We start from the raw sequence: 25,746 nt of genomic DNA on the forward strand, positions 1-25,746 counted from the left end.
CGGACCACTTCTGTGGCAGGCCGTCTGTAATCTCGTCACGCGAAGTCGTCGCCACCTCTGTGAGCCGCCGCGACGACGCCGAAAACAATGCGACGATCTACACGCTCGCTTAACCTAGCGCATATGAGGGTGAGGGTGAGGGGCTGCCATCGGCACAGACATCTTTCGCCGGTTTGCCCGTCAAGCAGCCTTGAAGACTTTGCTGCCCTCGGCGTCGAGGGCGGAGAATTCCTCGTCTGACAGCACGATATCAACCGCCGCCACGTTTTCCTCAAGATGCTTGACCTTGGAGGTGCCGGGGATCGGCAGCATGACCGGGCTGCGCTTCAGCACCCAGGCGAGCGCGATCTGGCTGGGTGCGGCATTGTGCTTTTTGGCGATCGTATCGAGCAGCGAGCCGGGCTTGGCGAGATCGCCGGCGGCGAGCGGGTACCAGGGGATGAAGCCGATATTGTGCTTGGTGCAATAATCGAGCACGTCCTCGCTGGTGCGATCGACGAGATTGTAGCGGTTCTGGACGGTCGCGACCTTGAAGTGCTTCGAGGCGGCCTCGATGTCGGCAACGGACACTTCGCTGAGACCCGCATGGCGGATGAGGCCGGTATCGAGCAGCGATTTGATCGCATCGAACTGTTCCTTGGCCGGCACCTTCTGATCGATCCTGTGCAGCTGCCAGAGATCGATCTGCTCGACGCCGAGATTGCGCAGGCTCTTATGCGCCTGCTGGATCAGGTATTCCGGACGTCCCACAGGCAGCCAGATATCGGGTCCGTGGCGGGTCAGGCCGCCCTTGGTGGCGATGACCGACTTGCCGCCATAGGGATGCAGCGCTTCCTTGATCAGCCATTCAGAGACATCGGGGCCGTAGGAATCGGCCGTATCGATAAAGTTCACGCCGAGTTCCGGCAGGCGCTTCAGCGTACGGATGGATTCGGCATGATCGGAAGGCTCGCCCCAGATGCCCTTGCCGGTGACGCGCATGGCGCCGAAACCGAGACGATTGATCTCGATATTGCCGCCGATCTTGAAGGTGCCTGACTTTGCTGCGTTGTAATTGGACATGGTCTTTCCTCTCTTATCAATCAATCATTGAAATTCGGTGGAACGGTCGGAGGCGGTTAAACAGCGGCGGCACGAATGCCGAGGCTTTCGGAGATGCCTTCGAGCGCGAATGTCTGCCCTGATCGAAAGCGATGCCCGGCATGGTGATAATCCGCCTATCGCGGGATCAGCAGAATGTGGCCGCTACGACGCTTGCAGATATAGGACGGCCCAGTCCCGATAACAGGGCCCGATGACAGGGATGAGTGGAAACATCGACATCGAACCGACGCATCGGGCGAGCGCAGTGATCCTCAGGCGGGCTGGGTCAAAGCCTGGTCTTCGCCTCGTCGCCGAATTCCGCCAGCATCTTCCAGAGGTCGGCGAAGATCTCCCGGGCGAAATCCTCAAGCGAGGCGCCCGGCGGGCGCTGCTGCCAGAGTTCCGCCCCGACGCGCAGCGCACCGATGACGACGGCCGCAAGGACGCGCATGCGGGGCCGCTCAAGCGGATCACCTCCCTTGCGCAGCAGCAGCGCCTCGGCGAGCTTCTGTTCGAGCCTGGCGTATTTCAGCTGGTCGCGGGCCTTCAGCGCCGGCGTGCGATGGATGAGTTCGCCAAGCGCCAGGCCAGGCTCGTCGACGGCAGCGATGACGGTTGCCGTGATCGCCGCCTCGACGGCGGCGACCGAGGATTCTGCCGCCGGCCTTGCGGCGACCGCCGCCATCAAGCGATCGGCGAAGGCATCCTGCCAGGCGAAAACCACCTCTTCCTTGGAGGGGAAATAATCGAAGAAACTGCGCTTGGATACATCGGCCGCCTCGGTGATGTCCTCGATCGTCGTGCCCTCAAAGCCGCGCTGCAGAAAGAGGGACATCGCCGCATGCTCAATGCGCTCGCGCGTCTGCCGCCGCTTGCGTTCCCGCCTGCCTTCGGTTGTCTCCGTCCGCTTGTTCTCAGCCATTCCGGCCCGGCATCATCGTTCAGCCGCCGGTTTCGTTGGAAAAGGCGGCGACGTCGTCGATTTCAGTCTCGCTCTGGCGATAGCTGATGCGCTCGCGCGACAGTTCCAGCGGCTTGCGGCGTGAAATCCTGTAGACGGAGGCCGGCGGCAGGTTGCGCACCGTGCCGCCGATGCGCACCGCCTTCAGGCCGAGACGATCGAGGATCGGCCGCGGCACCGGGCAGCGCGGACCATAGGTAAACTGATAAATGGCTCCGCCCGGGCGCATATAGGCGAAGGCGCCGGCCATGATCGAGGCGATCTTGCGGGGCGACATGGAGAGCAGAGGCAGGCCGCTGACGACTGCGCCGACCGGTTCGCCCTCGAAAATATCGGCATGGGCGAGATGGGCGGCATCCATCTGCAACACGCGCGCCGTCGGGAACCGTGCCTGCAGCGAGGTGATGAACTCCGGGCCGTACTCGATCAGGGTCAGATCCGCTTCGCTGACGCCGCGCGCCAGCAGCGCCCGGGTGAAGACGCCGGTTCCCGGGCCGAGTTCGATGATCGGACCGTCGAGTGCGGCAATTTCACTGGTCATGATCCTGGCAAGCGAATCCCCCGACGGCGCGATGGCCGCGACCCGAAGCGGGTTGCTGATCCAGGAGCGGAAAAAATGCAGGAAATCGGAGCATGCGGCCTTTGCAGTCATGACTATCCCACCTGTCTGAAATTCGATTGATTATAAAATGCGACCATCGCGGCGAGCATGGCAATTCCAAGGCAGACGCGTCAATCGCTCTTGGCTGCGGCTTTTCGCAACACCCACTGTCACCAGTTTGCATGATTCTGTACTTATTGCATTTTTGCATTCGATGCAACATTTTCCAAACGGGCGACAATGGACCCAGCGCAACCAGTCACCCCGCATGCGAAAGGGCGACCCTGAGGCCGCCCCTTCAGCCCATTGCGGGCCGCTCACGATCGCGAAAACGCCGAAGCGCCTTGTCAGTAGTTGCAGCTAGAGCTGCTCGTCGGGTTGAAGCCGAGCTTGCAATCCTGGTTGAGCGGCTTCTTCGGGTTCATCATATAATGTGTCGAGCCCGTGGTTTCCGAGGCGCGCTCGCCGATCGAACCGGTGGTGCGCCTGTCGTGCTCAACCTTGGTTTCCTGTTGGGCAACCGGACGCGTCGTCGCACCCTGCTCCGTCGCGCTCGACTGAAGGGGAGCTGCCGTTGCCGAGAAGGCCGAGAGGCCGAGAATTGTGCCGAAGGCAGCGGCCATCAGGCCGTTCTTGAAAGTCGTGGTCATCATCGTCTCCTTGGGAGGATTCGGGGAATTTACGCCCCGGAGTTAGGAAGGCGATCTGTCACATACTACGGTGCCAAAGCAGAGGTCACGGACATGTGAGCGGCGGCCCGATCGAGAAAAAGGCGGCTCATCGCCGCCTTTTTCATTTGCCGGCTCAATAGCCGTTATCGCAAGGCATGCTACCGGGACCGATCGATCCAGAAAACGTAGGGTTGCACATTTCCGGAGCTGCCGGCCTGTTCACCGGCGGGCGGACGATGGAGCCTGTGGTGCCGGCCTCGACGCCGAAAGCAGCAAGCGGATACCAGTAGCCATCGGAATGGCGGCGGGTGCCGGGGCGCTCGGTGCGGAAACCTTGATAGCCATGCCAGGACCCGGGATGTGGTTTATATTGCACCATTTTCACGCCCGAGACAGCAGGCGGCCGAACCGCCTGGGCGGGCGCCGCCTGCGCGGGGATGATCGATGTGAGGGCGAGAAGGGCGCTAAGCGCGACGGTGGAAGGGGCAAGTCTGAGCATTTTCATGATAAACCCTCCTTACTGGATTTATCTCGAGAGAATGCCTTTCCCGCGTGCGGAGTTCCGCCGTTGCCTGCAACTTCCAAAACTCGTGATTGCAGGCGATCCGGCGTGACTAAATCGCCGAAAAACGTGAAAAGTCGCGATCAGGAAGAGGGCTCAAACGGCGCTGGTGAGGAAAGCTGAATTCTCTGTTCTCAATTCGCGTATAATGTCCGGTAGCCCTGGCCGGAGAGGCAGGCGACATATTGGCGATGGGCGGCGGCGCGCGCTATCGTTTCGGCCTCCAGCTCATCGGCCCCGGCATATCCGGTCAGTTGGGCGCGCAGCTGATACTGCTTCCTTGCCTCGTCATACATGGCGTTGCCGTCGGTCATGCAAATGCCGTGCGCAACAACAGGCGGATTGACCGGCACGCCGACCGCCAGGAGTACGGGATCATTGGCATGGTCGATGCAGCCGCCAAGGGCCGTCATCATCGCCAGGGCAGCCAGAGCCCGAAAAATTCCCACCGTCATGCATTCCTCCGGCTGAAGCGCCTCAAAGATCATCAAACCTGCGGATACATCAGGAAGGTTGCGCGAAACTAGGCTGACGGCTTGCCTCAATTCCGGCCGGACGGCGCCGCCCGTCCCAGAGATGTTTAAAATATTTCTAAAATAGTATATTAATGCTTACTTATAGTCGTAGACGTTAATCTTTCGGGAGGGAAGGATTATGGCTTCGCCGTGGGTAAACGACGCGCTGTCGCACGCACAATCCGCGTTTTCCGGCAACAACAACACAGATATCCTTGAGGTTGGAGGCGGCTCCCGCACGCATATCCCCTTGAAAGGTGCGAGATATACCGTCGTTGATATCTCCAAGGAGCAGCTGGAGAAGAACAGGGACGCGGCCGAGCGGATCCTCGGCGATGCTCAAACCATCGACTATGGAGATCGTCACTTCGACGCCTGCGTCTTCTGGGACGTTCTCGAGCATTTGGAAAGCCCGCGCTCTGCCTTGTTGAGAGCCCATGACACCCTGTCTCCCGGTGGTCTGGTGTTCGTCAAGGGTCCGATCCTGAACTCAGCCAAGGGGATCTTCACCGATCTGACGCCCTGGTGGACCCACGTCTTGTTCTATCGCTACGTTCTCAGGCAGAAAAACGCCGGAAAGCCGGGCTACGCCCCATTCCGCGTCGAGCACGCCGCAGAGGCATCCCATTCGGAGATTGCCGGGACATTGAAGGACCTCGGCATGGATGTCGTCTTCGTCGGCGAATATGTGTCGACACAGGTGCACGCGCTCAAGGACCGAATTCCCCCACTTTATTGGCTCTATGAAGCTTTCGGCCTTCTGCTTCGCACGACTTCGGCTGGGAAGATCGGGGGGCGGGAGACGGAGTTCCTGATCGTGGCAAAGTGCCTTCGTTAGGGACAGCCCCACCAAGATCTATATAGCACTTCGGAATCCCGAAATTGGTTGCGGCATTGAAATCATTGCCTGTTTCTTCACCTGCGCAGCTCACGAAGCGCGGCGAATTTCGGAATCCCGAAGCGGGGGGATTTCGGGATTCCGAAGTGGGGTTTTTTTCTTCCTGCCGACGCGTCCGCGTTTGTCGGCGGCAATCTTGCGGTCGGTCTCGGACCATTTCCGGCACCTTTCCGCCGTGCATCGCTTCCACTCGTCGGTGGGCGGCGCACCTTCATGGTCACCGACAAAGTCAGCGTGAACCGGTTGGGATGCGCGACACCGCTGCCCGCCCGGCCGCGGCGAACTTTTATCAGCCCCTTATATTCGAGCTCATCGATCGCATCGGCCACATATTCGCCAGTCACGCCGTAAGACACGAACTGAGGATGGGTCACGACAAGCTTGCCGTTTTCCAAGGCGGCGTGCGACGTGTGCTCGATGACGATGCGGAAGAAGGCGCGGCAGGCATTTGCACTCAATGTCGTGAAGGCCGCAGATTCCAGCAACTGAATGGTGAACCATTGCCAGCGAAGACTGCCGTCATCCATGCCGCTCGGCGGAGCGGTATGCCTGCGCACCATCGCCCGCGTCTTTCCTTGACTGGTTCGGCTTTTGTCGCGAGGGTTGAATTCCGCCATCAGCCCCTCGCCCGTGTTGTCGATCGGTATCCGCCCGCCCTCCGGAGCCTGTTGCGGGAACTCCGTTCATGCCGCGCGTGACGGCCAAAGCTCGTCCACACCATCACCTGACCTCGGAGAAAAAATTTGCTCAACATCTAACAGTCCGTGGTTGCAATTGCGGCAAACCTAGCGCAAGAACGATCCGTGAACTAGGAAAATATTCTTAGTTATGATCTTCTATTATCCAGTCCCTTCTGATAGGATCCCTGCAATGAATCTCGGGGGTAGAAGCGCGATGCGAATAAGCTGTATGGGGGAGAAGAGCGTGGCCGTTTGCGTCCGGCGATTGTTGGCATTGATTTCGATCGTGCTGGGAAGCGCCGTCCAGGCTTTTTCCTGCGATCAGCCGATTGTCATATCCAATTGGTCGTTCTGTGCGCTCGCCAACGTGAGCGAAGAGGGCGGCGACGCTGATTGGAAAGTCGTTCCTGCCTGGACTCGCGAGAAAGCCATAAGCGCGTATTTCGGAAACGATCCGCGGCTCCTAGCAAACCACGGACTTTGCAACGCCAAATTCCATCACGTCGTACTCTGCCAGCCGGGATGGCAAACGGGCAACCCGGATGAGTGCTCATATCTGGTTTGCAGCGGCTATTACTCATCTTTGGTCGGGAAGGAAGAAAGGGAAGACTATTTGAGAGACCACCCGACCGCTCAATAGTTTTTCCCTTCGCTGCCTTGGTGAGACTGGAGCGGCCGACGAGAAGTGCTTATCGTTGATCTCCCGATCTCCATCTTGAAAACCTGAAGCAGTTTCGCGCAAAACGATTATCACAGTGTCGGCACTACCCATCCTCTTCGTCAGCCAATCAGCTCGCGGCCGGCAGCCGGAAGGCGCCGCTGGCGGAACAGTTGAGAGTTCCCGGGGCGAAGATTCTCGTCCGGTTACGCCCATGAGGGCGCCAGCTGTGTAAAGGCGGGCTTCAATCTTTCACTTCAGAAATCAGACGTATCAGAGTTCCATCATTCGCCGCAGCGCTAATTGCCGTTGCGATCTGCCGGAGCGGTCCACGCGCGACGAGCATCTCTGGCGGAGGAGGTTTTCCGGGACCCGGATCGATAAAGGCCGAACACAGGTGATCCGAGTCGCGCATCGCCATGAATGATGTGGCGACAATCGCTTCGCCGCAGGCGGCGCATCGGAGAATGTAGGAACCGCGGTGGACGATCGATTCTGTTTTGTCCAATCCGCAGGACGGGCAGGCCAACATATCGGTCATTGCTTCACCCCAGCCTGAGCACGCAGCTTATGAGGCAGCCACCAGAACCACTGCGATCGCGAGCAGCAAGGGACCCATCCACTTGAAATGGCGAATCAACGGTGGCCGGCTGGCCGGCTTGCCTGGATATGGCAGATAACCAAAGCCGACTGATGTCATCCACAGGCCGGCGCAAAACATGATGATTTCATCAATATAGGCTGCGATCATGACTTTCCTGCCTTCGGAAGGGCTCGACGATATCTCCGTCTCCGCGCCCGATGCCACTCATCCTACCCATCAGCACGGCCAGACGGAAGAGAAGAGTGGAGCTGAGAGATTAAACTTGGGGTAGCATAATTACTTCGAATCCCCTAGGCATTCGAAACTCGCAACGCGCCAATCCGCGACAGCCACTCTCTCGGGAAAATATTCCATGCACAACGCCAAATTCATTCGCCACGCTGCCGTCTCCGCATGCGTCGCTTTTGCGGCATTTCAGGCCGGGCAGGTTCTGGCCGATTCGGCCAATGACAAATTCTTTGACGCAGCCCTTTGCAAACCACCCTATACGATGACATCGGCAATGAAGGTCTATGATGTCGTGGAAGCTTTGGCCAAGCCGGACACGTCATCCTTGGGCGCGGCGATCTACAAACTCCCGAACCAGATAGGCCGCGACGGCTTTAAATCGACCGAGGTTTTCTTTGCAAGCAACGCGGTCGGAATTTTGGTCGAGGGCGAACGCGCCGACGATCTGGCCGCAAAATACGGTTTGAAGCCGGAGACCTCGGATCTACTGGGCACATCCACCAAGGGCTATTCGCGCGAGCTGCCGGCAGATCTGCAGCCGGAACCAGGAATGGCCGGGCCTGGAAAGGTCTCCATCGTTGCCCGCCAAGGCAACGCCTTGCCAGGAAAGACATTGCTGGCGTGTGAATTCGTTCAGGAGTTCTAGGCGTCGCATGCAAATGCGCGGTTATATTCGACTGCGGGTTTCATTGCTTCGAGGGCTCACACAGAGACTGTCGTGGGGGCGGCCATGAGTTTCCGGGCAAGACATGGGTCCTATAAGGCGGGCGACGATGTCCTCGCTGCTGGAGAAGCTATCTCGTTCACCCGCTCACCTCGCCACGCTGGATGAACCGCGCTATGTGAGCAGCCTATAGAGAGCACGCAGCGGAGGTGCTGAGATCATGCAAACCATTTGGAAGAAGCCGGTGACGCTTGCCCTTGAAGGGCCGGATCAGTGGGTGGTGATCCAGACGACCCAGGCCGCGACATGGGCGCTGGTCGAAGACTGGCCGACCGAAGAGGGTCCTGCCCTGGATAGAGCCTGTGCGGTTTGCGCCGATGTGATGTCGGGCAAACGAAACCGGGAAGAGGCGCGGCAGGCGTTCATCGACGCTGCGATCGAAGCCGGAATCCCGATTAAGGAATGAGGCCACGACCCGTGCGGCGCCTATCTGGCGCTGGAAGGCGAGCGATCATCTCGGCCCGCCATCCAGCGTGATGATGCAGAGATTATGCGCGATCAGCCATCATAATGGCCCGACAATGCCGCGTCCGCAGACTTGACCACCACGGCCAGATTGACGCCCTTTGTCACGATTGCCCCGGTTGCTCGAAGGTCGGTTACCGCTTTCAGCCCGCCCGACTTGGGAGACGGAAGAGGCACCACCGTGCCGGCGTCCAGATCAGCGACCCAGAGAGCATCGTCGCCTTCAACACTAATAACAACAACTCTAGCCATGCTTTTTCCCTCTTCTAATGATTGGTGTTTAAAATCCAGCTTTCTTCAGGCCTTCTCGGTAAAGATCCTTATGCCATTGCTCCTTACTCGGAACCGCAGACAGCCATTTGTCCACGTCGAAGTCCGGATTGACTTCGCGAAACCTCCTGACGAAGATCCGCGCCTTGTCCTGATGGCCCAACATGGCCCAGCTTGCGGCCGCTAGCCTGTCGGCCAAACTGGCATCGGCCATCTGGCCAATGTAATCCAGCGAAGCTTCGAATTCGCCAAGGGCATAATTTGCGCCGGCAGCGGTCCAGAAATAGGTGTCGGGGCTGAGCGGGTTCAGCTCGATTGCCCGCTCGATCTTTCGCAAGGCGATGGCAGGGAGCGAACAATGAACCAAAGTGTCGGCGTAGTCGGCAATAACATCCGCATAGTGCGGGGCGAGGCTCTCCGCCACTTCCATTGCCTCGGCGCTTTCGTCAAATGCACCCTGCAACAATTTCGCCACGCCGAACTCGCGATATCCATCGGCAAAATCCGGACGCGTTTCGGTGGCCTGCTTTGCCAAGGTCTCTGCCGTTTTCAACAGATCGATATCACCCCGCGCGGTCAACAGCCATTCCTTGGAGTAAGTCCGCGCCATTGAACTCAGCGCCGGTGCGAAATCGGGGCTGAGGCTGAGCGCGGCTTTCATCTCCTTGCGCGCACGCCGTAGATTCGGAAGCGTCAGCCGCGCCAGATGCCGCCTGCCAACGAGATATCGATGGTAAGCCGCCGGGTTCAAATCCTCGCGCAACGCCTCATGGCGCTCGATTTCGCTGGATATGGAAAGAGCAATCCGTCGAGAGACAGTCCTCCTGTCTTTGACAAGATCCCGATGATCAAGGCTGAACCTCTCTGCCCAGACAATTTGATTCTGGTCAAAAAAGATCAGTTGGGCGAACAGGGTGACGTCATCGCCCGCATTGCTGATCCGAGTGTCGAGAATGTAATTGACGTGATGTCGTTCAAAGAAGGCCTTCTGGGTCTCCATGTGGTGGCCAATTTGCACCGCCGAATATGGGGCTATGACCTGCAGGCTGTTGAAGGCGCAAAATCCAATCGTGATATCCTCCACCAAAGACGCAGCTAAAAAACCGGCTTGGGGATGAATGGATTGATTTCTGGGTGGAAGCAGCACCAGGCGAGGAATTGCAATGCTGACGTCCTCGGGCTCAAGGGAAGCAGCGGTTACGTGTTTTTCCCTTGACGGCACTAACGCCGGGCGAACGGGTTTTGTGTCAGCACCGTCGGATGCGCCGCGTACCGCGATCCCTCGCGAAATCGAATTGCGCCGCTGTTCGAAATAGGTCCGAAGCGATTCAACCTCTTCCTCCGCCTTGAATATCTCTATCAGCAACTGCAGCGTATCCGGATCCTTCGGTTCCGTCCGAAACAGGATAATGGCGGCCTTTCGCAGGAGTTCTGATTCCGCTCTCGACTGCGCTCGTCGCGATACCGTTTTCAATGTATTTGCGAGAAGGTCGATATGGCATTTTTCGCGCTCGGCAAGCCACTGTTGAAACTCGCGGCTGTGGCAGTGAACCGGCCCCAGAAAGGGTTGGTTCAGCAGCTTCACAAGATGTTTAAGCAGAGAGAACGGCGCGACCGCTTCGTCGGTCTCGGATAGCAGGTCGGAAGACAAGGACTTTCGGTCGAGAGAGACCATGTTGCCCTGGGATGAGAGAATGTTTATTCCGAGTTCGGCTTGGCGGGCCTTCACTCTCGAAATCAGCTTACGCAACGTCGAAAGCGCAACGTCCCTATCGGCATCGCCCCACAGAAAACGCGCCAAGGTCGTTCGATCCGCCGACCCTTCACCGATCGTCAACAAAAAGACGAGAAGCAGCAAACCTTTCTCGGGAAAGGCAACGAGGCTTCCCTCCCCGTCAACGAGCTGCAACCTGCCAAAGGTGTTTAGAACAAAAGCCATTTTGCCTTTACGTCACCACGTACCCGGGTATTCACAAGAAAAGTGAAATGCACGCATTGCAATAATAAAGTCGCGAATTCGTTATGCGGCGGGCACTTTGTCCCAATGTCCTACGAAACTCAATATGCGCGAGAGACGCAAAGGTTGCGTTATGCTTGAGATCCTCGCCATTACGAATAGATTTTTCGCAAACCAGCTTATTGCCGGTTAGCTTTAGAATAATTCTATATGTAATATCGTTTTCCGAAACACCTGCGATAGCGGTGTTTAGGCATTTTCCGCGGGGTTGAAGATATCCTTAGGCAAATTACTGCAAAGCCAAAAACCCAAATCAATCAATCGAGCAGCGCTGCTCGCTCTGTTGCTAATGAAACTTCCACCTGATCGCCCGAACGAAGGATAGCGTCGGCAAAGCACCTGGAACGGCAAATTTCTTCCCGCGGTTCAACAGGTCGTGGCAGACTTTCGATGAAAAGAGAAATGGCGCACCCGAAGAGATTCGAACTCCTGACCCCCAGATTCGTAGTCTGGTGCTCTATCCAGCTGAGCTACGGGTGCGTGCAAAATGCGGCGGTGCCGCTTGCGTGGCGATCCTCTAAAACGTCCTTCGGGACAATGCAAGAGCATTTCTGAAAAAATCGCGTCTTTGTCTGTCCGCAGCCGCGCCTTGCCAAACCCCGTCACTTATCAACATGCGTCCGGCTGCGGTAATCCTCCAGCGAAACCGGGCGATCGGGGATCTCGATGCGGAACTGGGTGCCGACCGTCGGTTTTTCCACCAGCGCGATCGTGCCGCCATGGGCGAGCACCAGCTCGCGGGCGATGGTGAGGCCGAGGCCGGTACCGCCGGAACGGGCGGAGCCGCGGAAGGCGGCAAAAAGGTTCTGGCGCGCCTTCAGCGGCATGCCGGGGCCGGTATCATCCACCGTGATGCTGACGACGCTGCCGACGCGCTGGGCGGAAACGGTGATGCGCCTGACGGAGCCCGGGCCGCCCTCGCCCGGCGAGGTCAGCGCCTGCAGCGCATTGCGGCAGAGATTGTGGATGACGCGGAAGAGCTGCTCGCCATCGGCATCGACCTCAAGCTCGGCGCCGATCTGCTCTGCGAATTCGATGCCGCTTTGCGGATCGATCGCCAGCATGTCCTTGACGTCCTGGGTCAGTTCCAACAGGCGGATATGGCGGCGGCGCGGGGCGGATTCGCTCGCCTTGCCGTAGGACAGCACCTCGGTGGTGTAACCGACGGCGCGGTCGATGGTACGCAAGAGCTTCGGGGCAAAGCTTTTGACCATCGGATCATCGACATCGACCAGCCGGTCCGACATCAGCTGCGCAGACGCCAGGATATTGCGCATGTCGTGATTGATCTTGGAAACGGCGAGGCCGAGCGCTGCCAGGTTCTTCTGCTGCTTCAGCGTCTTCTGCAGCTCCATCTGCATCGAGGTGAGGTTGCGGCCGGCGACCGCCAGTTCGTCGCGGCCGCCGTCGCCGATATAGATATGGGCCGGGTTGTCAGGATCGGAGGAGAATTGCTGCATGCTGCCGGTCAGCCGGCGGATCGGGCCGATGAGGATGCGGTTAATCGCAAAGAAGATCAGCGTCGCAGTGAACAACGAGATCAGCACCGACAGCAACAGGACATTGCGGGAATAGACGAACATCGCCCTACGCAGCGGCCTGTCCTTCATCACCACCTCGACGCCGGTATTGGTGTCGCCGACGGGACCATAGACGCGGATCATCCTGCCGCCGCCGAAAACCAGCGTGTCGAGCGCATCGCGGATTGCCGTTACCGGCGGCACGTCAGTCAGATCGTAGGCCTCATCGACGGAGGTCGGCATATCGGTCGTCGCCAGCAGCCGCGAGGTGCCGTCCTTGCGCAGTACGATCGCCTTGGTGCCGGTCGCCTCCAGCGTCTCTTTCTGCAGCGCGCGCGGCAGCTCGACCGGCTGCAGGCCATCGATGACGATGGCGGCGGCAGCGGCCGTATTCAGCCTGTCCTGCAGCCAGCGCACGCGCATGCTGGCGACCGAGGGAAAGAAGATCAGGATTTCGGCGAGCATGATGAAGAAGACGGTGAGCCAGAGCAGCTTGCCGGAAAGGCCGCCGAACAGGCCGGCAGACGGGCACGGCGCCCTTGCAGCCTCGCCGGCAGCCGGGCTTTCCGCCGAAGGATTATCGCCCTGATCTTGAATCGGCATTCTGGTCTCGCCCGATCGGCAGCACCCAGGCCGCCCTTACCGTTGAGCTCTATATTAGACCAAGATGCTCCGCTTTCAAATCTTTGCGAGCAGCGTCATGTCGCCACAAGAAAACGCCGCCCGGAGGCGGCGTTTGAAGGCACGTGATCAGGAAAGATCAGAACTCTTCCCAGCTCTGTTCGGCTGCGGCGGCATTGCCGCCGAAGGCGCGTGCGACCTTGGCGATTGCGCGGCGGGCGGGCGAGGCGACCGGCCGATGCGGCTCGTTGCGGACGAGCGCCGCGGGTGCCGGCGCATCATCCGACAGTTTGAAGCGGGCAATGAGGCGCACCAGGCCACCGGCTTCGGCCGAAAGCCTGTGCGTGGCGGCGGAGGTCTCTTCCACCATCGCAGCGTTCTGCTGTGTCACCTGGTCCATCTGGTTGACGGCGGTATTGACTTCCTTGAGGCCGGTCGACTGTTCGGTCGCAGCCGTCGCGATCGAATGGATATGGTCATTGATGGCGATAACGCGGGTGCCGATTTCGGCCAGCGCCTCGCCAGTCGCCTGGACCAGCTTGACGCCGACCTGCACCTCGTTGCCGGATTTGGTGATCAGCGCCTTGATGTCCTTGGCAGCCGTCGCCGAACGCTGGGCGAGTTCGCGCACTTCCTGCGCCACCACCGCAAAACCCTTTCCGGCATCGCCGGCGCGTGCCGCCTCGACACCGGCATTCAGCGCCAGCAAGTTGGTCTGGAAGGCGATCTCATCGATGACGTTGATGATCTGGCTGATTTCGCGCGAGGCCTGCTCGATCCGGCCCATGGCCTCGACGGCATTGCGCACGACGACGCCGGAGCGGCCGGCATTCTCCTTGGCTTCGGACACCATGATGGTGGCTTCATGCGCCCGCTCGGTGGAATTCTGGACGACGGCGGTGATCTCGTCGAGGGCCGCCGAGGTCTCCTCGAGGGCGGCTGCCTGTTGCTCGGTGCGCTTCGACAGGTCATCGCTGGCATTGCGCAGCTCGGCGGTGTTGCCGTTCATCGCTTCCGTCGTCTCGCGCACTTCGCGCATCGTCGCCTGCAGGGTAACGAAGGTATTGTTGACGTTCTGCTGCAGCTCGGCGAAGGCGCCCTGGAAGTTGCCGCTCATCGTCTGGGTGAGGTCGCCTTCGGCAAGGCTTGCGATGACGCGGCGGGTCTCACCGATGCCGGCATCGACGCTCGACAGCAGCATGTTGATGTTGCCGGCGAACTGATTGAGGTTATCGTCCTCGTAGTCCTTGCTGATGCGGTGGCCGAAATCACCGGCTGCTGCCGCTGCCACGACGACAGACATGCTCGACTGCAGGTCGTCGCTCTTGGCGCGCATCGCCGCCTCCTGGGCGTTCAGGCGCTTGATGGCCAGGCCGTTCGCCTTGAAGACCGCAACCGCTGCGGCCATCTCGCCGATTTCATCCGGACGGCCGGCAAAGGGGACCTCGGCGTCGAAATTGCCGTCGGCAACTTCCTTGATCGCATGGGTGACGCGCTTGATCGGGCGGCTGAGATGGCTGGTGCCGATATAGAAGCCCATGCCGACGCCGACCGCGATGCCGATGCCGGTGATGCTGAGTACAAGCATCAGCACCCAGGAGCGGAAGCTCTCGATCTCGGCGTTGACGGTCTCCAGCGCTGCCTTGTCGGTGGCGACGACCGCATCGATTTCCGCCTGGAACGCCTTGCGGTTGGCGCGGTTGGCGTCATTGTTGCCCTGTTGGCCAGCGGCTTCGGGGCCGACTTCCGTGCCGAGACGGACCGTTTCCGTGCGGAAGGTGCGGAATTCCGCGGCGCGGGCGACGAGCTTGGCAAAGTCGGCCTTCTGGCTCTCGGGAACGAGCGGCGCCCAGCCCGAGATGACCTTGTCGATCTCGTCGAGATCGGCCATCAGGCCCTTGGCGAAGTTCGGCGTATCCTTGATCGTTTTGGCGGCATAGATGCCGCGCGCTTCCATGACCACCGCCGTGACGAAACGGTTGAGGCGTTCGCCTGCATAGGCACGGGCTGCGGCATGCTCGTAAGCCGTCAGGTTGCGACTGTATTCGTGCATGGCGGACAACGCCGTTGCGCCGATCAAAAGCGCCACCGCGCCCATCACGCAAACCAGCAGATTAATTTTGCCCCGGATCTTCAATGCAATGCCTCCTAGCTACGCTACTGCCTGGAAAGCAAATTCCCAGTCGATGCGTTGAATATCGGCGAAATTTATTAAAGTTCGATTTCTAATATTTACGATTGGGGCTTCTGAAATGATCCATGCCGAATACGGTTGTCCGACCTAAGCGCCTGAAAACAGGGGCGATCGATCTGCCACGACGAAAACTACAACCACTCGGGGCATGCCTCATTTCTTAACACCAGGGTGCGAAATTACTTTAGGGGCCGGCAGCGCAGAGCGAAATTATCTGGCATAATTGACTTTTACAGGCTTCATCCTTATAAGCCCGCGCACGTTCGGTCACTTAAGCCTTTCATGGCCCGCCCGTTCGAAAAACAACGCTCCTTGCACTATGCAAATTCAAGAAGGGCCGCACTCCGCGGTGTTTAAAATAAATGAAGCGTACCTACCAACCATCCAAGCTTGTTCGCAAGCGTCGCCACGGTTTCCGTGCGCGCATGTCCACGAAGGGTGGCCGCAAGGTCATCGCAGCCCGCCGCGCGCAGGGCCGCAATCGTCTGTCGGCGTAAGCCTGGCTGCCCGGTAAGAGATGGCGGGCGAATTGACGATCAGTGAGAAAAAACACACTGTCGGGCGGCTGAAGAGCCGCCCGCAGTTTCTTGCCGCGCGCGAGGGCGAAAAACGCCGGGGCGGCCTCTTCCTTCTCGAAGTCCTCGACCGGAAGGAACCCGACAGCCAGGCACGCGTCGGTTTTACAGTCACCAAAAAACATGGCAACGCGGTCGAACGGAACCGCATGCGCCGCCGCCTGAAAGAGGCGGTGCGGCTTCATGCGGGGTTTGCAATGCAGCCCGGACACGACTATGTGGTTGTCGCGCGCAGGGACGTGCTTGACGCGTCCTTCCAGGAATTGGCCGCGGAACTGAAATCCCGCGTGGAAACCAGGCCGAAACACCGGCGCTCCGGAGACGGACGCCCCAGGAACGTATGATGGAAAACAACCGCAATTACTTCATTGCGATCGCTCTCTCGGTGCTGATCGTCCTCGGCTGGCAATTTCTCTATATGAATCCGCGCATCGAGGCCCAGCGCAAGGTGCAGGAAGCCCAGAAGGCGCAGCAGCAGACCGAGCAGGTGCAGCAGCCGGCAGGTCAGACGCCGGCCCAGCCGAGCGGTGCGGCACCTACCAGCCAGGCGGCCGCAACGGCGACGCTCGAGCAGGCGCTGGCAAAGAGCCCGCGCGTCGTCATCGACACTGCTGCCCTCTCCGGCTCGATCAATCTTGCCGGCGCCCGCCTCGACGACCTGAAGCTCAAGGGCTACCACGAGACCGTCGACGACTCGAGCCCGATCATCACGCTGTTCAGCCCGGCCGAAACCAAGGACGGTTACTTCACCGAGCTCGGCTATATCGGTAGTGACGCGACAGGCAGCGTTCCCGGTCCCTCGACGCTCTGGACGGCTCCGGAGGGCGCCAAGCTCACCGAAAAGACGCCGGTGACGCTTTCCTACACCAATGACAAGGGTCTGACCTTCACCCGCACCATCTCCGTCGACGAACGCTACATGTTCACCGTCGCCGACAAGATCGAGAATGCCGGCCAGGCTCCCGCCTCGCTCAATTCTTACGGCCGTGTCACGCGTTACAACAAGCCGACGACGCCCTCGGTCTACGTGCTGCATGAAGGCTTCATCGGCGTCATCGGCGACGACGGCCTCGTCGAAACGAAATATACCGCCGCCGAAAAGGAAGCCGTCAAGCCGGCCAAATCTACCGGTGGCTGGCTCGGCATCACCGACAAATACTGGGCCGCGACGATCGTTCCACCGCAGAGCGCTCCCTATGAGGCAAGCTTCTCGCATTTTGCCGACGGTCAGCCGCGCTATCAGGCCGACTACAAGGAAGATGCCTTCACCGTTGCGCCTGGCCAATCGATCGAGCTGAAGAACCTCGTCTTCGCCGGCGCCAAGGAAGTGCCCGTCATCGACGGTTATGAGGCCAGCTACTCGATCCCGAAGTTCGACCGGCTGATCGACTGGGGCTGGTTTTATTTCATCACCAAACCGATGTTCAAGCTGATGGACTTCTTCTTCCGCTACTTCGGCAATTTCGGCGTGGCGATCCTGTGCACCACCATCGTCGTCAAGCTCCTGTTCTTCCCGCTCGCCAGCAAGCAGTACGCTTCGATGGCGAACATGAAGCGCATGCAGCCGAAGATGGAGGAGCTGAAGGCGAAATTCGCAGACGACCGCATGGGGCTGCAGCAAGCGACGATGCAGCTCTACAAGGAAGAGAAGATCAATCCGATCGCCGGCTGCTGGCCGGTGGCGCTGCAGATCCCGATCTTCTTCTCGCTCTACAAGGTGATCTACATCACCATCGAAATGCGGCATGCGCCGTTCTTCGGCTGGATCAAGGACCTTTCGGCGCCCGATCCGACGACGATCGTCAATCTGTTCGGCCTGCTGCCCTTCGAGGCGCCGACCATTCTGCATCTCGGCGTCTGGCCGCTGATCATGGGCGTCACGATGTTCCTGCAGATGCGCATGAACCCGACGCCGCCCGATCCGACGCAGGCGATGATCTTCACTTGGATGCCGCTGGTGTTCATGTTCATGCTGGCAAGCTTCCCGGCCGGCCTGGTCATCTACTGGGCCTGGAACAACACGCTCTCGGTGGCGCAGCAGTCGGTGATCATGAAGCGCCACGGCGTCAAGGTCGAACTCTTCGACAATCTGAAGGGTCTGTTCCGACGAAAAACGGCACCGTCGAAATGATGCCTGCCAAGCCCCGCTCCGGCGGGGCTTTTCTTTTGCGGCAGCGGAAGAAGGAGGCAAAGCCATAGCCTGCAAACGGCCTCGAAGCTTGACATCCGCCTGCAAAACCACGAAGCCCGGTAAAAGACCCAACCCAGAGATTGCAGAGCCCGCATGCCCGAAACCGAAAAGCCGCTCTTCGGCCACCCGTGGATCTTCATCCGCGGCGTACCGTCCCTGAACTTCCTGCCGCCGGAAGGGCCGTTGGAAGTGGCCTTTGCCGGTCGCTCGAATGTCGGCAAATCCTCGCTGATCAATGCGCTGGTCGGTCAGAAGGGCCTGGCGCGCACCTCGAACACGCCGGGACGCACGCAGGAACTGAACTATTTCGTTCCGGACGGTTATTCCGGCGAAGGCCAAGACCTGCCGCCGACGGCGATCGTCGACATGCCGGGCTATGGTTATGCGCAGGCGCCGAAAGAGCAGGTCGACAAGTGGACCAAGCTCGTCTTCGATTACCTGCGCGGCCGCGCGACGCTGAAGCGCGTCTATGTGCTGATCGACAGCCGCCACGGCATCAAGAAGAACGACGACGACGTGCTCGATCTGCTCGACAAGGCCGCCGTCTCCTACCAGATCGTGCTGACCAAGACCGACAAGATCAAGGCGGCTGGCGTGCCGAAGCTGCTTGCCGAAACGGCGGAAAAGATCCGCAAGCGCCCGGCCGCCTATCCCGGCGTGCTGTCCACCTCCTCGGAAAAGGGCGATGGACTGGACGAACTGCGCCAGGCGATCGCCGAAACCGTCGGTATCGCCCGCTGGAAGTAGAGGGCGTACGCGCGCCGGACGCGGCGACTTGTCTGGTGTAAAGGCCTCAGCGACATCCAACAGTTGAATCTGCTTACAGTTGAAAACTAAAGGTTGACGAAGCAGCTTTAATGAGCTAGATAGCGAGCATCGAATTTTGCTTGCTGGCTTGGTTATCGCGCGATTGGCACCGCGCTCTGAACGAACTTCCTTTCAAAAATCGCTATCACCATCCGCATCGCCTTGGCGTTGCGGTTCTTCAATATTGCTATGAAAGGGTTCATCATCATGGCCACTGGCACAGTTAAATGGTTCAATTCCACCAAAGGCTTCGGCTTCATTCAGCCTGATAATGGCGGCGACGACGCCTTCGTTCACATCTCCGCCGTCGAGCGCGCCGGAATGCGCGAACTCGTCGAAGGCCAGAAGATCGGCTTCGACCTCGAGCGCGACAACAAGTCGGGCAAGATGTCCGCTTGCAATCTCCAGAACGCTTAAATCGGTATCTGCTTCCCTTTGACCACGGATGTACTGGCACTGCCGGAAGCACGTTATCAATCCAAGGCCAGGCGATTTGCCTGGCCTTTTTTGTTTTCGCTCGCGCGTCGAGCCCACCCGTATCGGAGCCAACATGACAGAGACATACAGCAAATCTCGACAGCGGGCGGAGATTGCCTTCGGCAACGTCCAGACCCAGTTCTTCGCGAAGAACCAGGCGGCCGAAGAGCTCGAATCCGACGCCCAGTCGCAACAGGCAAAGACGTTGCGGCTTCGGGAGGCCCGGCTTGCCAGGGAACAGAGTGACCGGGTGTCGGCAACCTCTGCCCTCATTGCAAAACGCGCCAGGGCCCGCTGAGATCACAACCCGATCGCCAAGGCTCGAGACTTAAAACGCGTCTGAAATGACGGGCTTACAGATCGCGCGCTGCACACGACCCAAAGCGTGCTGATATTCACTCGCATCAAGGAAGCATCAATGGCAGAGACTCCGCAGGAACTTCAGTCGATCAATACGGCCTGGCAGATCGCCATTCAGGAAATTCTGCGCATGGTGATCAGAGACATGTATCACGGCGGCGGCGAGGCTTCGTTCAAGACGCATATCAAGCGTATCGAAGAAGCGGCCGTCGACAGTATTTACACGGATTTGCGGCTGCGCGGGACTGATGAATGGACGGAAGTGCTGGTCAAGGAAAGGGCGAGCAATTTCGTCACGACCCTGCTGACGTCATTTACCTATGACCGGGCTTAAATCACCCTGTGGCCGGAAATCGATGGACGTGCCGCCGATCAACGCTTGCGTCCCAGCAGTTTTTAAAGCAACCCTAGTTCTCCTGCTGTGCGGGAAAAGCCGCGTCCAAGAGTAATATTTGATGACCGATAGCAAAGACCAGCCGATTTCGCCAGAAGGCGTCGGCAACTTGCCCCATCTTGCCGAAGCCCTTGATGACGACCGGTTTCGACACTTTCTCGATCATGTGCCATTCGCGGTGGCTGTCTCCGAACTCGGTGGCGACGAGCCGCTGGTTTACGTCAATCTCGAATTCGAACGGCTGACGGCGCTTGAGGCAACCGAGGTCCAGGGAAAACCCTGGCCGGACATTAAATTGAACTCCACCGCCGTCTCCGGAGAGGTGCCGCTCACAGCTGCTGTGACCTCTGCGGAGGAATATATTGGCGCCTTCTCGCTCGCCGCCGAACCCGAGAGCACCGTCATTATCGATGTCTGGTCGAATACGATCGTCGACGATGATGACACCCCACTCTTCCGACTGGTGGCCTTTGCTGCCCGCAATGAGGCGACGGCCGCTGAGAGCTTCAGCGAACTGCTGACGGAGAAAGATGTCCTTCTGCGGGAACTACAGCATCGTGTGAAGAACAATCTTCAGATGATCACGGCGCTCATCCGAATGGAGGCGCGCAATGCCCAACAGAATGAGGAAAGCGAAAGGTTTGCACGGCTTGCCGGGCGGATTGAAGCCTTGGCCCTGCTCTATCGCTCGCTGTCAGACGAAGAGAAAGGCGCCACTGTCGATCTTGGCACCTATGTCAGCCAGATTGCCGCCTCGGTGATGGCGGCCCATGCCGTGGAAGGGATCCGGCTGGACATGAAGGTCGACACCTGGCCGGTTTCGGTCGATGTCGCCATGCCGGCCGGCCTCGTCATCAACGAGCTCCTCACCAATACGCTGAAGCATGCCTTCATGGGGCGTGATGGCGGCGAAATCACACTCCGCTGTGTCGTCAGCGATACAGGCTGCAGGATCACCGTTGCTGATAACGGGGTCGGTCTTCCCCCGGATGTGACCTGGCCGCAGCCGGGAAAGCTGAGCGCGATGATCGTACAGTCACTGAAACAGAATGCCCGCGCCGAGGTTGAAGTCAGCTCATCCCCTGACACCGGCATGAGTGTCTCCCTCGTCTTCCCGAGAGCTGAAGCGGCCCAATAGAGCGCCGCGCGCCTTTTCAGACGCACTAGGGACGCTCTATCATTTTGAATCTGCGCGTAATCCTTTCCGAAAATCGATGCCGAATTTCGGGGTTATGCGATAGCCACCTCATCAATTTGTGTTTGGGGCGCCCTTAGAGCGTTCAGCTTTTTATGGAAGCGCAGAACCGCTCTAACCTTTTGTTTTTGCGCAATTCCGGACGGAAACCCGCTCTGCACTTTTCCTGGAATTGCTCTAGGAGCGCCCCAATGCGTCTGGCGATACGAGCGGGCTTACATCTTCGGCAGCAGCACCTTGTCGACGACATGGATGACGCCGTTCGACTGTTTGACGTCGGCAATCGTCACATGGGAGACGCCGCCGTTTTCATCGGTCAGCGTGATCTTACCCATGCTTTCCTTGGCTTTCAGCACGCAGCCGCCGACGGTCTTGATGTCGTGCTCGCCGCCGTCATCCTTGATCATCTTGGCAACGGTCTTGGCCATCGCATCGGCGGCAACGACGTGGCAGGTCAGAACCTTGGCGAGCGTCGCCTTGTTTTCCGGCTTCAGCAGCGTATCGACGGTGCCCTTCGGCAGGGCGGCGAAAGCTTCGTTGGTCGGCGCAAAGACGGTGAAGGGGCCCTTGCCTTCGAGCGTGCCGACCAGGCCTGCCGCCTTGACGGCTGCGACCAGCGTCGTATGATCTTTGGAATTCACGGCGTTCTCGATGATGTTCTTGCTATCGAACATCGCAGCGCCGCCGACCACTGGATTCTTGGCGGCGGCAAAGGCGACGGCGGACATGGCTGTGGCGAGCGCGACGCCGCGCAATACGGACTTGATCATGATTTTCTCCTCACCGGACACCATCCGCGGGCTTTATGCCTGAGCGTCGTCCGGACATTTCGAACTACGGAGGGCCGCGCCGAAGAGTTTCAGTGAGGAGACATGATTTATGGCCGAGACGGTTATGGTCGGTGCAGGGGACCGCTTGCGATCACCGGACCGGTCGCCTGGCCTGTCGGCGAACCGCCGAAGGGTTCGAGGCTGACGGCAAGCGTTGCGCCATCGGCGACCTGGCTGCGCAGATCGGCGGGGATGACAAGTTCACCGCTCTCGCCCGGCTGGAAGACGCCGAGCGATCTCGTCATGCCGCTGCCCGGTACCAGCCAGAGTTCCAGCGACTTCTCCTCCGGCTTACCGGCGGCGACCGGCACGATCTTCAGCCGGCCGCTCTGCAGCTCATAGGAGGCGAGAAGATTGATGGTGCTGTTCTGGCCCGAAAGCGAGGCTACCAGCGGTGCCGGTCCCTGCGGCTCCGGCACCACGCCGGAGGCGAAGATGACGGCGCTGACGGCGACGACGATGCAGGCGAAGCTCAGCGAGCGCCAGAAAACGGCGGAATTCCAGAGCCCTTGGGAAAAGGACGGGGGCTTTTGGCCATCGCCGAACAGCCGCGCCTCGATCTGCTTGAAGGTTTCCCGGTTCGGAGCAACGCCTTCATACTCGTCGTTGAAGGCGGAGAGGTTGGTTTCCCAGCGGCTGACGATCGCAGCGAAGGGCCGGTCGTGGCGCATGCGCTCTTCCACCACCCGGCGATCCTGCAACGACAGGACGCCAAGCACATATTCGCCGGCGAGAACCTCGTCGCGGGAGCGGTCTCCCTTGCTTTTGTCGGGCGATGTCATCGTTCCATGCACTCTCTCAGTTTCAAGAGGCTGCGCCTGAGCCAGGTCCGCATCGTGTTCAGCGGGATACCAAACTGATCGGCCAGTTCCTGATAGCTCAGCCCTTCGACATAAGCCCGTTTCACGGCGACCGCACGATCAGCTTCCAACTCTTCCATGCAGGTGTCAATCCGCCTTCCTTCATCCTTCGTCACCGTCTGCATTTCCGGGTCGGGTCCGGCATCGGCCAGATCATAGACCGTGTCCAATTCGTCGGCGACGGGCTTGCGCGCCCGCAGCGCATCGATCGACCGGTTGCGGGCAATTGCCGCCAGCCATGCCGAGGACGAACCCGAGGCGACGGAGAAGCTGCGAGCGCGTTGCCAGATGCTGATATAGACTTCCTGCAGGGCCTCTTCGGCTTCCGTGCGATCCTTCAAGATACGCAGGCAGATCGAGAAAAGTTTCGGTCCGGTCTGATTGTAGAGGGCCACGAAAGCCCTGCGGTCGCCGAGTGCGACGCGGCCGATCAGGTCTGCGATGTCATCGCCTTGCATGCCGTTCCTCATCTCAAGCTTACGTGCGCCAGACCGTAACGGCGTCCGGCTCCGCGCCAGATACGAAAAACTATTGCCCTCTGGATTATTCCCTCTGTCAGAAACTTGCGATAAAAGGCCGCGAACAATTCTGCGGGGTTCCCATGAACGAAACCGAAAGCGAAATGCAGGCACGGCTTCTGGCCAAGGCGCTGCCCTTCATGCAGCGCTACGAGAACAAGACGATTGTCGTGAAATATGGCGGCCACGCCATGGGCAATCCCGAGCTCGGCAAGGCCTTTGCCAGCGACATCGCGCTGTTGAAGCAATCGGGCGTCAACCCGATCGTCGTTCACGGCGGCGGCCCGCAGATCGGCGCCATGCTGAGCAAGATGGGCATCGAATCGAAATTCGAGGGCGGCCTTCGCGTCACCGACCAGAAAACGGTCGAGATCGTCGAAATGGTGCTCGCCGGCTCGATCAACAAGGAAATCGTCGCGCTCATCAATCAGACCGGCGAATGGGCGATCGGCCTTTGCGGCAAGGACGGCAACATGGTCTTCGCCGAAAAGGCGCGCAAGACCATCAAAGATCCGGATTCGAACATCGAGCGCGTGCTCGATCTCGGTTTCGTCGGCGAAGTGGTCGAGGTCGACCGGACGCTGCTCGATCTGCTTGCCCGCTCCGAGATGATCCCGGTCATCGCCCCCGTGGCGCCTGGCCGCGACGGCGCCACCTACAATATCAATGCAGATACCTTCGCCGGCGCCATTGCCGGTGCGCTGAACGCCACCCGGCTGCTGTTCCTGACCGATGTGCCGGGCGTGCTCGACAAGAACGGCCAGCTCATCAAGGAGCTTTCTGTCGCCGAAGCACATGCGCTGATCGCCGATGGCACGATTTCGGGCGGCATGATCCCCAAGGTCGAGACCTGCATCGATGCGATCAAGGCCGGCGTGCAGGGCGTCGTCATCCTGAACGGCAAGACCGCCCATTCCGTGCTGCTCGAGATCTTCACCGAGCACGGCGTCGGAACGCTGATCGTTCCCTGAACCAGGCTGCGCCCTTCACTTGCGAAGGGCGGATCTTCCTGACGCGGAAACAGGGTATCGAGGAAAGAAATGCGCCTGACAGACTGCTATAATTTTCACGATTTCCGGCGCATGGCCAAACGGCGTCTTCCCGGACCGATATTCGACTATATTGACGGCGGTGCCGACGACGAGGTGACGTACCGGCGCAATACCGCGGCCTTCGAGGCCTGCGATCTGGTGCCCGACGTTTTGCGCGGTGTGGCCGATGTCGACATGTCGGTAACTGTCATGGGCCAGAAGCTCGCAATGCCGGTCTATTGCTCGCCGACGGCGTTGCAGCGGCTTTTTCACCACCAGGGGGAGCGGGCGGTCGCGGCGGCGGCGGCAAAACATGGCACGATGTTCGGCGTCTCCTCGCTCGGCACGATCAGCCTGGAGGAAGCCAGACAGATCAGCAACGGGCCGCAGGTCTATCAGTTCTATTTCCACAAGGACCGTGGCCTCAACCGCGAGATGATGGCGCGAGCGAAAAATGCCGGCGTGCAGGCGATGATGCTGACGGTCGACAGCATCACCGGCGGCAACCGCGAGCGCGACAAGCGCACGGGCTTTGCCATTCCCTTCAAGCTCAATCTTGCCGGCATGACCCAGTTCGCGATCAAGCCTTCCTGGGCGATCGACTGGCTGACGCATGAGCGCTTCCGGCTGCCGCAGCTCGAAAACCACGTCAAGATGGATGGCGGCGCGCTGTCGATCAGCCGATACTTCACCGAGATGCTGGACCCCTCGATGTCGTGGGACGACGTGGCGGAGATGGTGCGCGAATGGGGCGGGCCATTCTGCCTGAAGGGCATCATGTCGGTCGAAGACGCCAAGCGCGCGGCCGAGATCGGCTGCAGCGGCATCGTGCTTTCCAATCATGGCGGGCGCCAGCTCGACGGCTCGCGCAGCGCTTTCGACCAGTTGGCCGAGATCGTCGACGCCGTGGGCGACCGGGTCGACGTGATGATGGATGGCGGCGTGCAGCGGGGAACGCATGTTCTTAAAGCGCTGTCGCTGGGGGCGAAGGCCGTCGGGCTCGGGCGCTACTATCTCTTCCCGCTTGCCGCGGCCGGACAGCCCGGTGTCGAACGGGCGCTGGAGACGATGCGCACCGAGATCGAGCGCGGCATGAAGCTGATGGGCTGCACCTCGGTCAGCCAGCTCAGCCGGCGGAATCTGCGCTTCCGTTCCTGAGCGGAACGGGATTTCATTGCGGGCCGCAGCCTTTCGTACTAAAGTGCGTCGCGATCTTTCGGATTCGCTCGTCGCGCT

29 protein-coding genes, 1 tRNA gene and 1 pseudogene are annotated in these 25,746 nt (G+C 59.7%); 14 read left to right on the forward strand and 17 right to left on the reverse strand.

The annotated features are described in order from the left end of the window. Positions 1-180: 180 nt before the first annotated feature. The 6 genes from ACM5SV_RS15850 to ACM5SV_RS15875 form a co-directional block, all read right to left on the reverse strand. Complete coding sequence (locus ACM5SV_RS15850) at positions 181-1,062, reverse strand: aldo/keto reductase (RefSeq protein WP_222015259.1); 882 nt, start codon at positions 1,060-1,062, stop codon at positions 181-183. A gap of 307 nt (positions 1,063-1,369) precedes the next feature. Beyond that, positions 1,370-2,005, reverse strand: coding sequence for a TetR family transcriptional regulator (locus ACM5SV_RS15855; RefSeq protein ID WP_012755848.1), 636 nt, complete (start codon positions 2,003-2,005; stop codon positions 1,370-1,372). 19 nt (positions 2,006-2,024) lie between these two features. Beyond that, positions 2,025-2,696 (reverse strand): class I SAM-dependent methyltransferase, encoded by a 672-nt coding sequence (locus ACM5SV_RS15860; RefSeq protein WP_012755847.1) that lies wholly within the window; start codon positions 2,694-2,696, stop codon positions 2,025-2,027. A 296-nt stretch (positions 2,697-2,992) separates the two neighbouring features. Continuing rightward, positions 2,993-3,295 (reverse strand): hypothetical protein, encoded by a 303-nt coding sequence (locus ACM5SV_RS15865; protein ID WP_012755846.1) that lies wholly within the window; start codon positions 3,293-3,295, stop codon positions 2,993-2,995. A 154-nt stretch (positions 3,296-3,449) separates the two neighbouring features. Next, positions 3,450-3,821 carry a hypothetical protein gene (locus tag ACM5SV_RS15870; protein WP_012755845.1) on the reverse strand — a complete coding sequence of 124 codons (372 nt, stop codon included), beginning with the start codon at positions 3,819-3,821 and terminating at the stop codon, positions 3,450-3,452. Positions 3,822-4,012: 191 nt separating this feature from the next. Beyond that, positions 4,013-4,333: a hypothetical protein gene (locus ACM5SV_RS15875; RefSeq protein ID WP_012755844.1), complete on the reverse strand. Its 321-nt coding sequence runs from the start codon at positions 4,331-4,333 to the stop codon at positions 4,013-4,015. Positions 4,334-4,532: 199 nt separating this feature from the next. On the opposite strand from ACM5SV_RS15875, the gene ACM5SV_RS15880 reads away from it, so the two are divergent. Next, on the forward strand, positions 4,533-5,231 hold the full coding sequence (locus tag ACM5SV_RS15880; protein WP_222015257.1) for a class I SAM-dependent methyltransferase: 699 nt from the start codon (positions 4,533-4,535) through the stop codon (positions 5,229-5,231). Between the two features lie 90 nt (positions 5,232-5,321). Here ACM5SV_RS15880 and ACM5SV_RS15885 read toward each other — a convergent pair. After that, positions 5,322-5,908, reverse strand: a pseudogene (locus ACM5SV_RS15885) (hypothetical protein). Between the two features lie 211 nt (positions 5,909-6,119). Between ACM5SV_RS15885 and ACM5SV_RS15890 the strand changes: the two are divergent. Further along, on the forward strand, positions 6,120-6,611 hold the full coding sequence (locus ACM5SV_RS15890) for a hypothetical protein (protein ID WP_017995903.1): 492 nt from the start codon (positions 6,120-6,122) through the stop codon (positions 6,609-6,611). Between the two features lie 262 nt (positions 6,612-6,873). On the opposite strand, the gene ACM5SV_RS15895 is transcribed toward ACM5SV_RS15890, so the two are convergent. Together ACM5SV_RS15895 and ACM5SV_RS15900 are read right to left on the reverse strand one after the other, a co-directional pair. Continuing rightward, positions 6,874-7,170, reverse strand: coding sequence for a hypothetical protein (locus ACM5SV_RS15895; protein WP_017995902.1), 297 nt, complete (start codon positions 7,168-7,170; stop codon positions 6,874-6,876). Positions 7,171-7,197: 27 nt separating this feature from the next. Next, a complete protein-coding gene (locus tag ACM5SV_RS15900; protein ID WP_222015255.1) occupies positions 7,198-7,380 on the reverse strand; it encodes a hypothetical protein in 183 nt (60 codons plus the stop codon). A gap of 205 nt (positions 7,381-7,585) precedes the next feature. Between ACM5SV_RS15900 and ACM5SV_RS15905 the strand changes: the two genes are divergently transcribed. Continuing rightward, a complete protein-coding gene (locus ACM5SV_RS15905) occupies positions 7,586-8,107 on the forward strand; it encodes a hypothetical protein (protein WP_017995901.1) in 522 nt (173 codons plus the stop codon). A gap of 238 nt (positions 8,108-8,345) precedes the next feature. After that, positions 8,346-8,591, forward strand: a complete 246-nt coding sequence (locus ACM5SV_RS15910) for a DUF982 domain-containing protein (protein WP_012755837.1) — start codon at positions 8,346-8,348, stop codon at positions 8,589-8,591. 92 nt (positions 8,592-8,683) lie between these two features. Here ACM5SV_RS15910 and ACM5SV_RS15915 read toward each other — a convergent pair whose 3' ends face one another. The 5 genes from ACM5SV_RS15915 to ACM5SV_RS15935 form a co-directional block, all read right to left on the reverse strand. Beyond that, entirely contained in the window at positions 8,684-8,902 is a 219-nt protein-coding gene (locus ACM5SV_RS15915; RefSeq protein WP_113546452.1) for a hypothetical protein, read from the reverse strand. 28 nt (positions 8,903-8,930) lie between these two features. Next, complete coding sequence (locus tag ACM5SV_RS15920; protein ID WP_113546451.1) at positions 8,931-10,859, reverse strand: hypothetical protein; 1,929 nt, start codon at positions 10,857-10,859, stop codon at positions 8,931-8,933. 481 nt (positions 10,860-11,340) lie between these two features. Then, positions 11,341-11,417, reverse strand: a tRNA-Arg gene (locus ACM5SV_RS15925). A gap of 122 nt (positions 11,418-11,539) precedes the next feature. Next, entirely contained in the window at positions 11,540-13,060 is a 1,521-nt protein-coding gene (locus ACM5SV_RS15930; RefSeq protein ID WP_222015253.1) for an ATP-binding protein, read from the reverse strand. 157 nt (positions 13,061-13,217) lie between these two features. Beyond that, entirely contained in the window at positions 13,218-15,215 is a 1,998-nt protein-coding gene (locus ACM5SV_RS15935) for a methyl-accepting chemotaxis protein (protein ID WP_012755833.1), read from the reverse strand. Between the two features lie 419 nt (positions 15,216-15,634). Between ACM5SV_RS15935 and rpmH the strand changes: the two genes are divergently transcribed. From rpmH to ACM5SV_RS15975, 8 genes are all read left to right on the forward strand, one after another. Beyond that, on the forward strand, positions 15,635-15,769 hold the full coding sequence (gene rpmH / locus ACM5SV_RS15940; RefSeq protein WP_003545006.1) for a 50S ribosomal protein L34: 135 nt from the start codon (positions 15,635-15,637) through the stop codon (positions 15,767-15,769). A 20-nt stretch (positions 15,770-15,789) separates the two neighbouring features. Beyond that, positions 15,790-16,191 (forward strand): ribonuclease P protein component, encoded by a 402-nt coding sequence (gene rnpA / locus ACM5SV_RS15945; RefSeq protein ID WP_003545005.1) that lies wholly within the window; start codon positions 15,790-15,792, stop codon positions 16,189-16,191. Continuing rightward, on the forward strand, positions 16,191-17,978 hold the full coding sequence (gene yidC / locus ACM5SV_RS15950; RefSeq protein WP_222015250.1) for a membrane protein insertase YidC: 1,788 nt from the start codon (positions 16,191-16,193) through the stop codon (positions 17,976-17,978). Before rnpA ends, yidC begins: the two co-directional genes overlap by 1 nt. A 153-nt stretch (positions 17,979-18,131) precedes the next feature. Further along, on the forward strand, positions 18,132-18,785 hold the full coding sequence (yihA, locus tag ACM5SV_RS15955) for a ribosome biogenesis GTP-binding protein YihA/YsxC (protein ID WP_012755831.1): 654 nt from the start codon (positions 18,132-18,134) through the stop codon (positions 18,783-18,785). Positions 18,786-19,052: 267 nt separating this feature from the next. Further along, the gene (locus ACM5SV_RS15960; RefSeq protein WP_003545000.1) at positions 19,053-19,262 is read left to right on the forward strand and encodes a cold-shock protein; all 210 of its coding nucleotides are present in this window, start codon (positions 19,053-19,055) and stop codon (positions 19,260-19,262) included. Between the two features lie 133 nt (positions 19,263-19,395). Further along, the gene (locus ACM5SV_RS15965) at positions 19,396-19,620 is read left to right on the forward strand and encodes a hypothetical protein (RefSeq protein ID WP_003556111.1); all 225 of its coding nucleotides are present in this window, start codon (positions 19,396-19,398) and stop codon (positions 19,618-19,620) included. Positions 19,621-19,740: 120 nt separating this feature from the next. Further along, the gene (locus ACM5SV_RS15970) at positions 19,741-20,016 is read left to right on the forward strand and encodes a hypothetical protein (RefSeq protein ID WP_003556110.1); all 276 of its coding nucleotides are present in this window, start codon (positions 19,741-19,743) and stop codon (positions 20,014-20,016) included. A 121-nt stretch (positions 20,017-20,137) separates the two neighbouring features. Beyond that, positions 20,138-21,214, forward strand: coding sequence for a sensor histidine kinase (locus tag ACM5SV_RS15975; protein ID WP_128407339.1), 1,077 nt, complete (start codon positions 20,138-20,140; stop codon positions 21,212-21,214). A gap of 272 nt (positions 21,215-21,486) precedes the next feature. Here the strand turns inward: ACM5SV_RS15975 and ACM5SV_RS15980 are convergent, their stop codons facing one another. The 3 genes from ACM5SV_RS15980 to ACM5SV_RS15990 all read right to left on the reverse strand — a co-directional run bounded on the left by ACM5SV_RS15980 (position 21,487) and on the right by ACM5SV_RS15990 (position 23,419). Further along, complete coding sequence (locus tag ACM5SV_RS15980) at positions 21,487-22,041, reverse strand: fasciclin domain-containing protein (RefSeq protein ID WP_222015249.1); 555 nt, start codon at positions 22,039-22,041, stop codon at positions 21,487-21,489. Between the two features lie 122 nt (positions 22,042-22,163). Then, positions 22,164-22,883 (reverse strand): anti-sigma factor, encoded by a 720-nt coding sequence (locus ACM5SV_RS15985; protein ID WP_012755828.1) that lies wholly within the window; start codon positions 22,881-22,883, stop codon positions 22,164-22,166. Further along, the gene (locus ACM5SV_RS15990) at positions 22,880-23,419 is read right to left on the reverse strand and encodes a sigma-70 family RNA polymerase sigma factor (RefSeq protein WP_221990319.1); all 540 of its coding nucleotides are present in this window, start codon (positions 23,417-23,419) and stop codon (positions 22,880-22,882) included. The genes ACM5SV_RS15985 and ACM5SV_RS15990 overlap by 4 nt, the downstream gene beginning before the upstream one ends. Positions 23,420-23,562: 143 nt before the next feature. On the opposite strand from ACM5SV_RS15990, the gene argB reads away from it, so the two are divergent. Beyond that, entirely contained in the window at positions 23,563-24,450 is an 888-nt protein-coding gene (argB, locus tag ACM5SV_RS15995; RefSeq protein WP_003556104.1) for an acetylglutamate kinase, read from the forward strand. Positions 24,451-24,519: 69 nt separating this feature from the next. After that, the gene (locus tag ACM5SV_RS16000; RefSeq protein ID WP_012755826.1) at positions 24,520-25,668 is read left to right on the forward strand and encodes an alpha-hydroxy acid oxidase; all 1,149 of its coding nucleotides are present in this window, start codon (positions 24,520-24,522) and stop codon (positions 25,666-25,668) included. The last annotated feature ends 78 nt before the right edge of the window (positions 25,669-25,746 follow it).

Source organism: Rhizobium sp. CRRU65 (assembly GCF_048551595.1).
Classification (GTDB): Bacteria; Pseudomonadota; Alphaproteobacteria; order Rhizobiales; family Rhizobiaceae; genus Rhizobium; species Rhizobium leguminosarum_J.

Coding starts and splice junctions, on each gene's coding strand:
- ACM5SV_RS15960 (WP_003545000.1), top strand. CDS start 19,053: ATGGCCACTGGCACAGTTAAATGGTTCAATTCCACCAAAGGCTTCGGC.
- yidC (WP_222015250.1), top strand. CDS start 16,191: ATGGAAAACAACCGCAATTACTTCATTGCGATCGCTCTCTCGGTGCTG.
- ACM5SV_RS15930 (WP_222015253.1), bottom strand. CDS start 13,060: ATGCCGATTCAAGATCAGGGCGATAATCCTTCGGCGGAAAGCCCGGCT.
- ACM5SV_RS15900 (WP_222015255.1), bottom strand. CDS start 7,380: ATGATCGCAGCCTATATTGATGAAATCATCATGTTTTGCGCCGGCCTG.
- ACM5SV_RS15965 (WP_003556111.1), top strand. CDS start 19,396: ATGACAGAGACATACAGCAAATCTCGACAGCGGGCGGAGATTGCCTTC.
- ACM5SV_RS16000 (WP_012755826.1), top strand. CDS start 24,520: ATGCGCCTGACAGACTGCTATAATTTTCACGATTTCCGGCGCATGGCC.
- ACM5SV_RS15915 (WP_113546452.1), bottom strand. CDS start 8,902: ATGGCTAGAGTTGTTGTTATTAGTGTTGAAGGCGACGATGCTCTCTGG.
- ACM5SV_RS15975 (WP_128407339.1), top strand. CDS start 20,138: ATGACCGATAGCAAAGACCAGCCGATTTCGCCAGAAGGCGTCGGCAAC.
- ACM5SV_RS15985 (WP_012755828.1), bottom strand. CDS start 22,883: ATGACATCGCCCGACAAAAGCAAGGGAGACCGCTCCCGCGACGAGGTT.
- ACM5SV_RS15910 (WP_012755837.1), top strand. CDS start 8,346: ATGCAAACCATTTGGAAGAAGCCGGTGACGCTTGCCCTTGAAGGGCCG.
- ACM5SV_RS15890 (WP_017995903.1), top strand. CDS start 6,120: ATGATCTTCTATTATCCAGTCCCTTCTGATAGGATCCCTGCAATGAAT.
- yihA (WP_012755831.1), top strand. CDS start 18,132: ATGCCCGAAACCGAAAAGCCGCTCTTCGGCCACCCGTGGATCTTCATC.
- ACM5SV_RS15865 (WP_012755846.1), bottom strand. CDS start 3,295: ATGACCACGACTTTCAAGAACGGCCTGATGGCCGCTGCCTTCGGCACA.
- ACM5SV_RS15880 (WP_222015257.1), top strand. CDS start 4,533: ATGGCTTCGCCGTGGGTAAACGACGCGCTGTCGCACGCACAATCCGCG.
- rpmH (WP_003545006.1), top strand. CDS start 15,635: ATGAAGCGTACCTACCAACCATCCAAGCTTGTTCGCAAGCGTCGCCAC.
- ACM5SV_RS15970 (WP_003556110.1), top strand. CDS start 19,741: ATGGCAGAGACTCCGCAGGAACTTCAGTCGATCAATACGGCCTGGCAG.
- ACM5SV_RS15870 (WP_012755845.1), bottom strand. CDS start 3,821: ATGAAAATGCTCAGACTTGCCCCTTCCACCGTCGCGCTTAGCGCCCTT.
- rnpA (WP_003545005.1), top strand. CDS start 15,790: ATGGCGGGCGAATTGACGATCAGTGAGAAAAAACACACTGTCGGGCGG.
- ACM5SV_RS15920 (WP_113546451.1), bottom strand. CDS start 10,859: ATGGCTTTTGTTCTAAACACCTTTGGCAGGTTGCAGCTCGTTGACGGG.
- ACM5SV_RS15980 (WP_222015249.1), bottom strand. CDS start 22,041: ATGATCAAGTCCGTATTGCGCGGCGTCGCGCTCGCCACAGCCATGTCC.
- argB (WP_003556104.1), top strand. CDS start 23,563: ATGAACGAAACCGAAAGCGAAATGCAGGCACGGCTTCTGGCCAAGGCG.
- ACM5SV_RS15855 (WP_012755848.1), bottom strand. CDS start 2,005: ATGGCTGAGAACAAGCGGACGGAGACAACCGAAGGCAGGCGGGAACGC.
- ACM5SV_RS15860 (WP_012755847.1), bottom strand. CDS start 2,696: ATGACTGCAAAGGCCGCATGCTCCGATTTCCTGCATTTTTTCCGCTCC.
- ACM5SV_RS15875 (WP_012755844.1), bottom strand. CDS start 4,333: ATGACGGTGGGAATTTTTCGGGCTCTGGCTGCCCTGGCGATGATGACG.
- ACM5SV_RS15905 (WP_017995901.1), top strand. CDS start 7,586: ATGCACAACGCCAAATTCATTCGCCACGCTGCCGTCTCCGCATGCGTC.
- ACM5SV_RS15990 (WP_221990319.1), bottom strand. CDS start 23,419: ATGCAAGGCGATGACATCGCAGACCTGATCGGCCGCGTCGCACTCGGC.
- ACM5SV_RS15850 (WP_222015259.1), bottom strand. CDS start 1,062: ATGTCCAATTACAACGCAGCAAAGTCAGGCACCTTCAAGATCGGCGGC.
- ACM5SV_RS15895 (WP_017995902.1), bottom strand. CDS start 7,170: ATGACCGATATGTTGGCCTGCCCGTCCTGCGGATTGGACAAAACAGAA.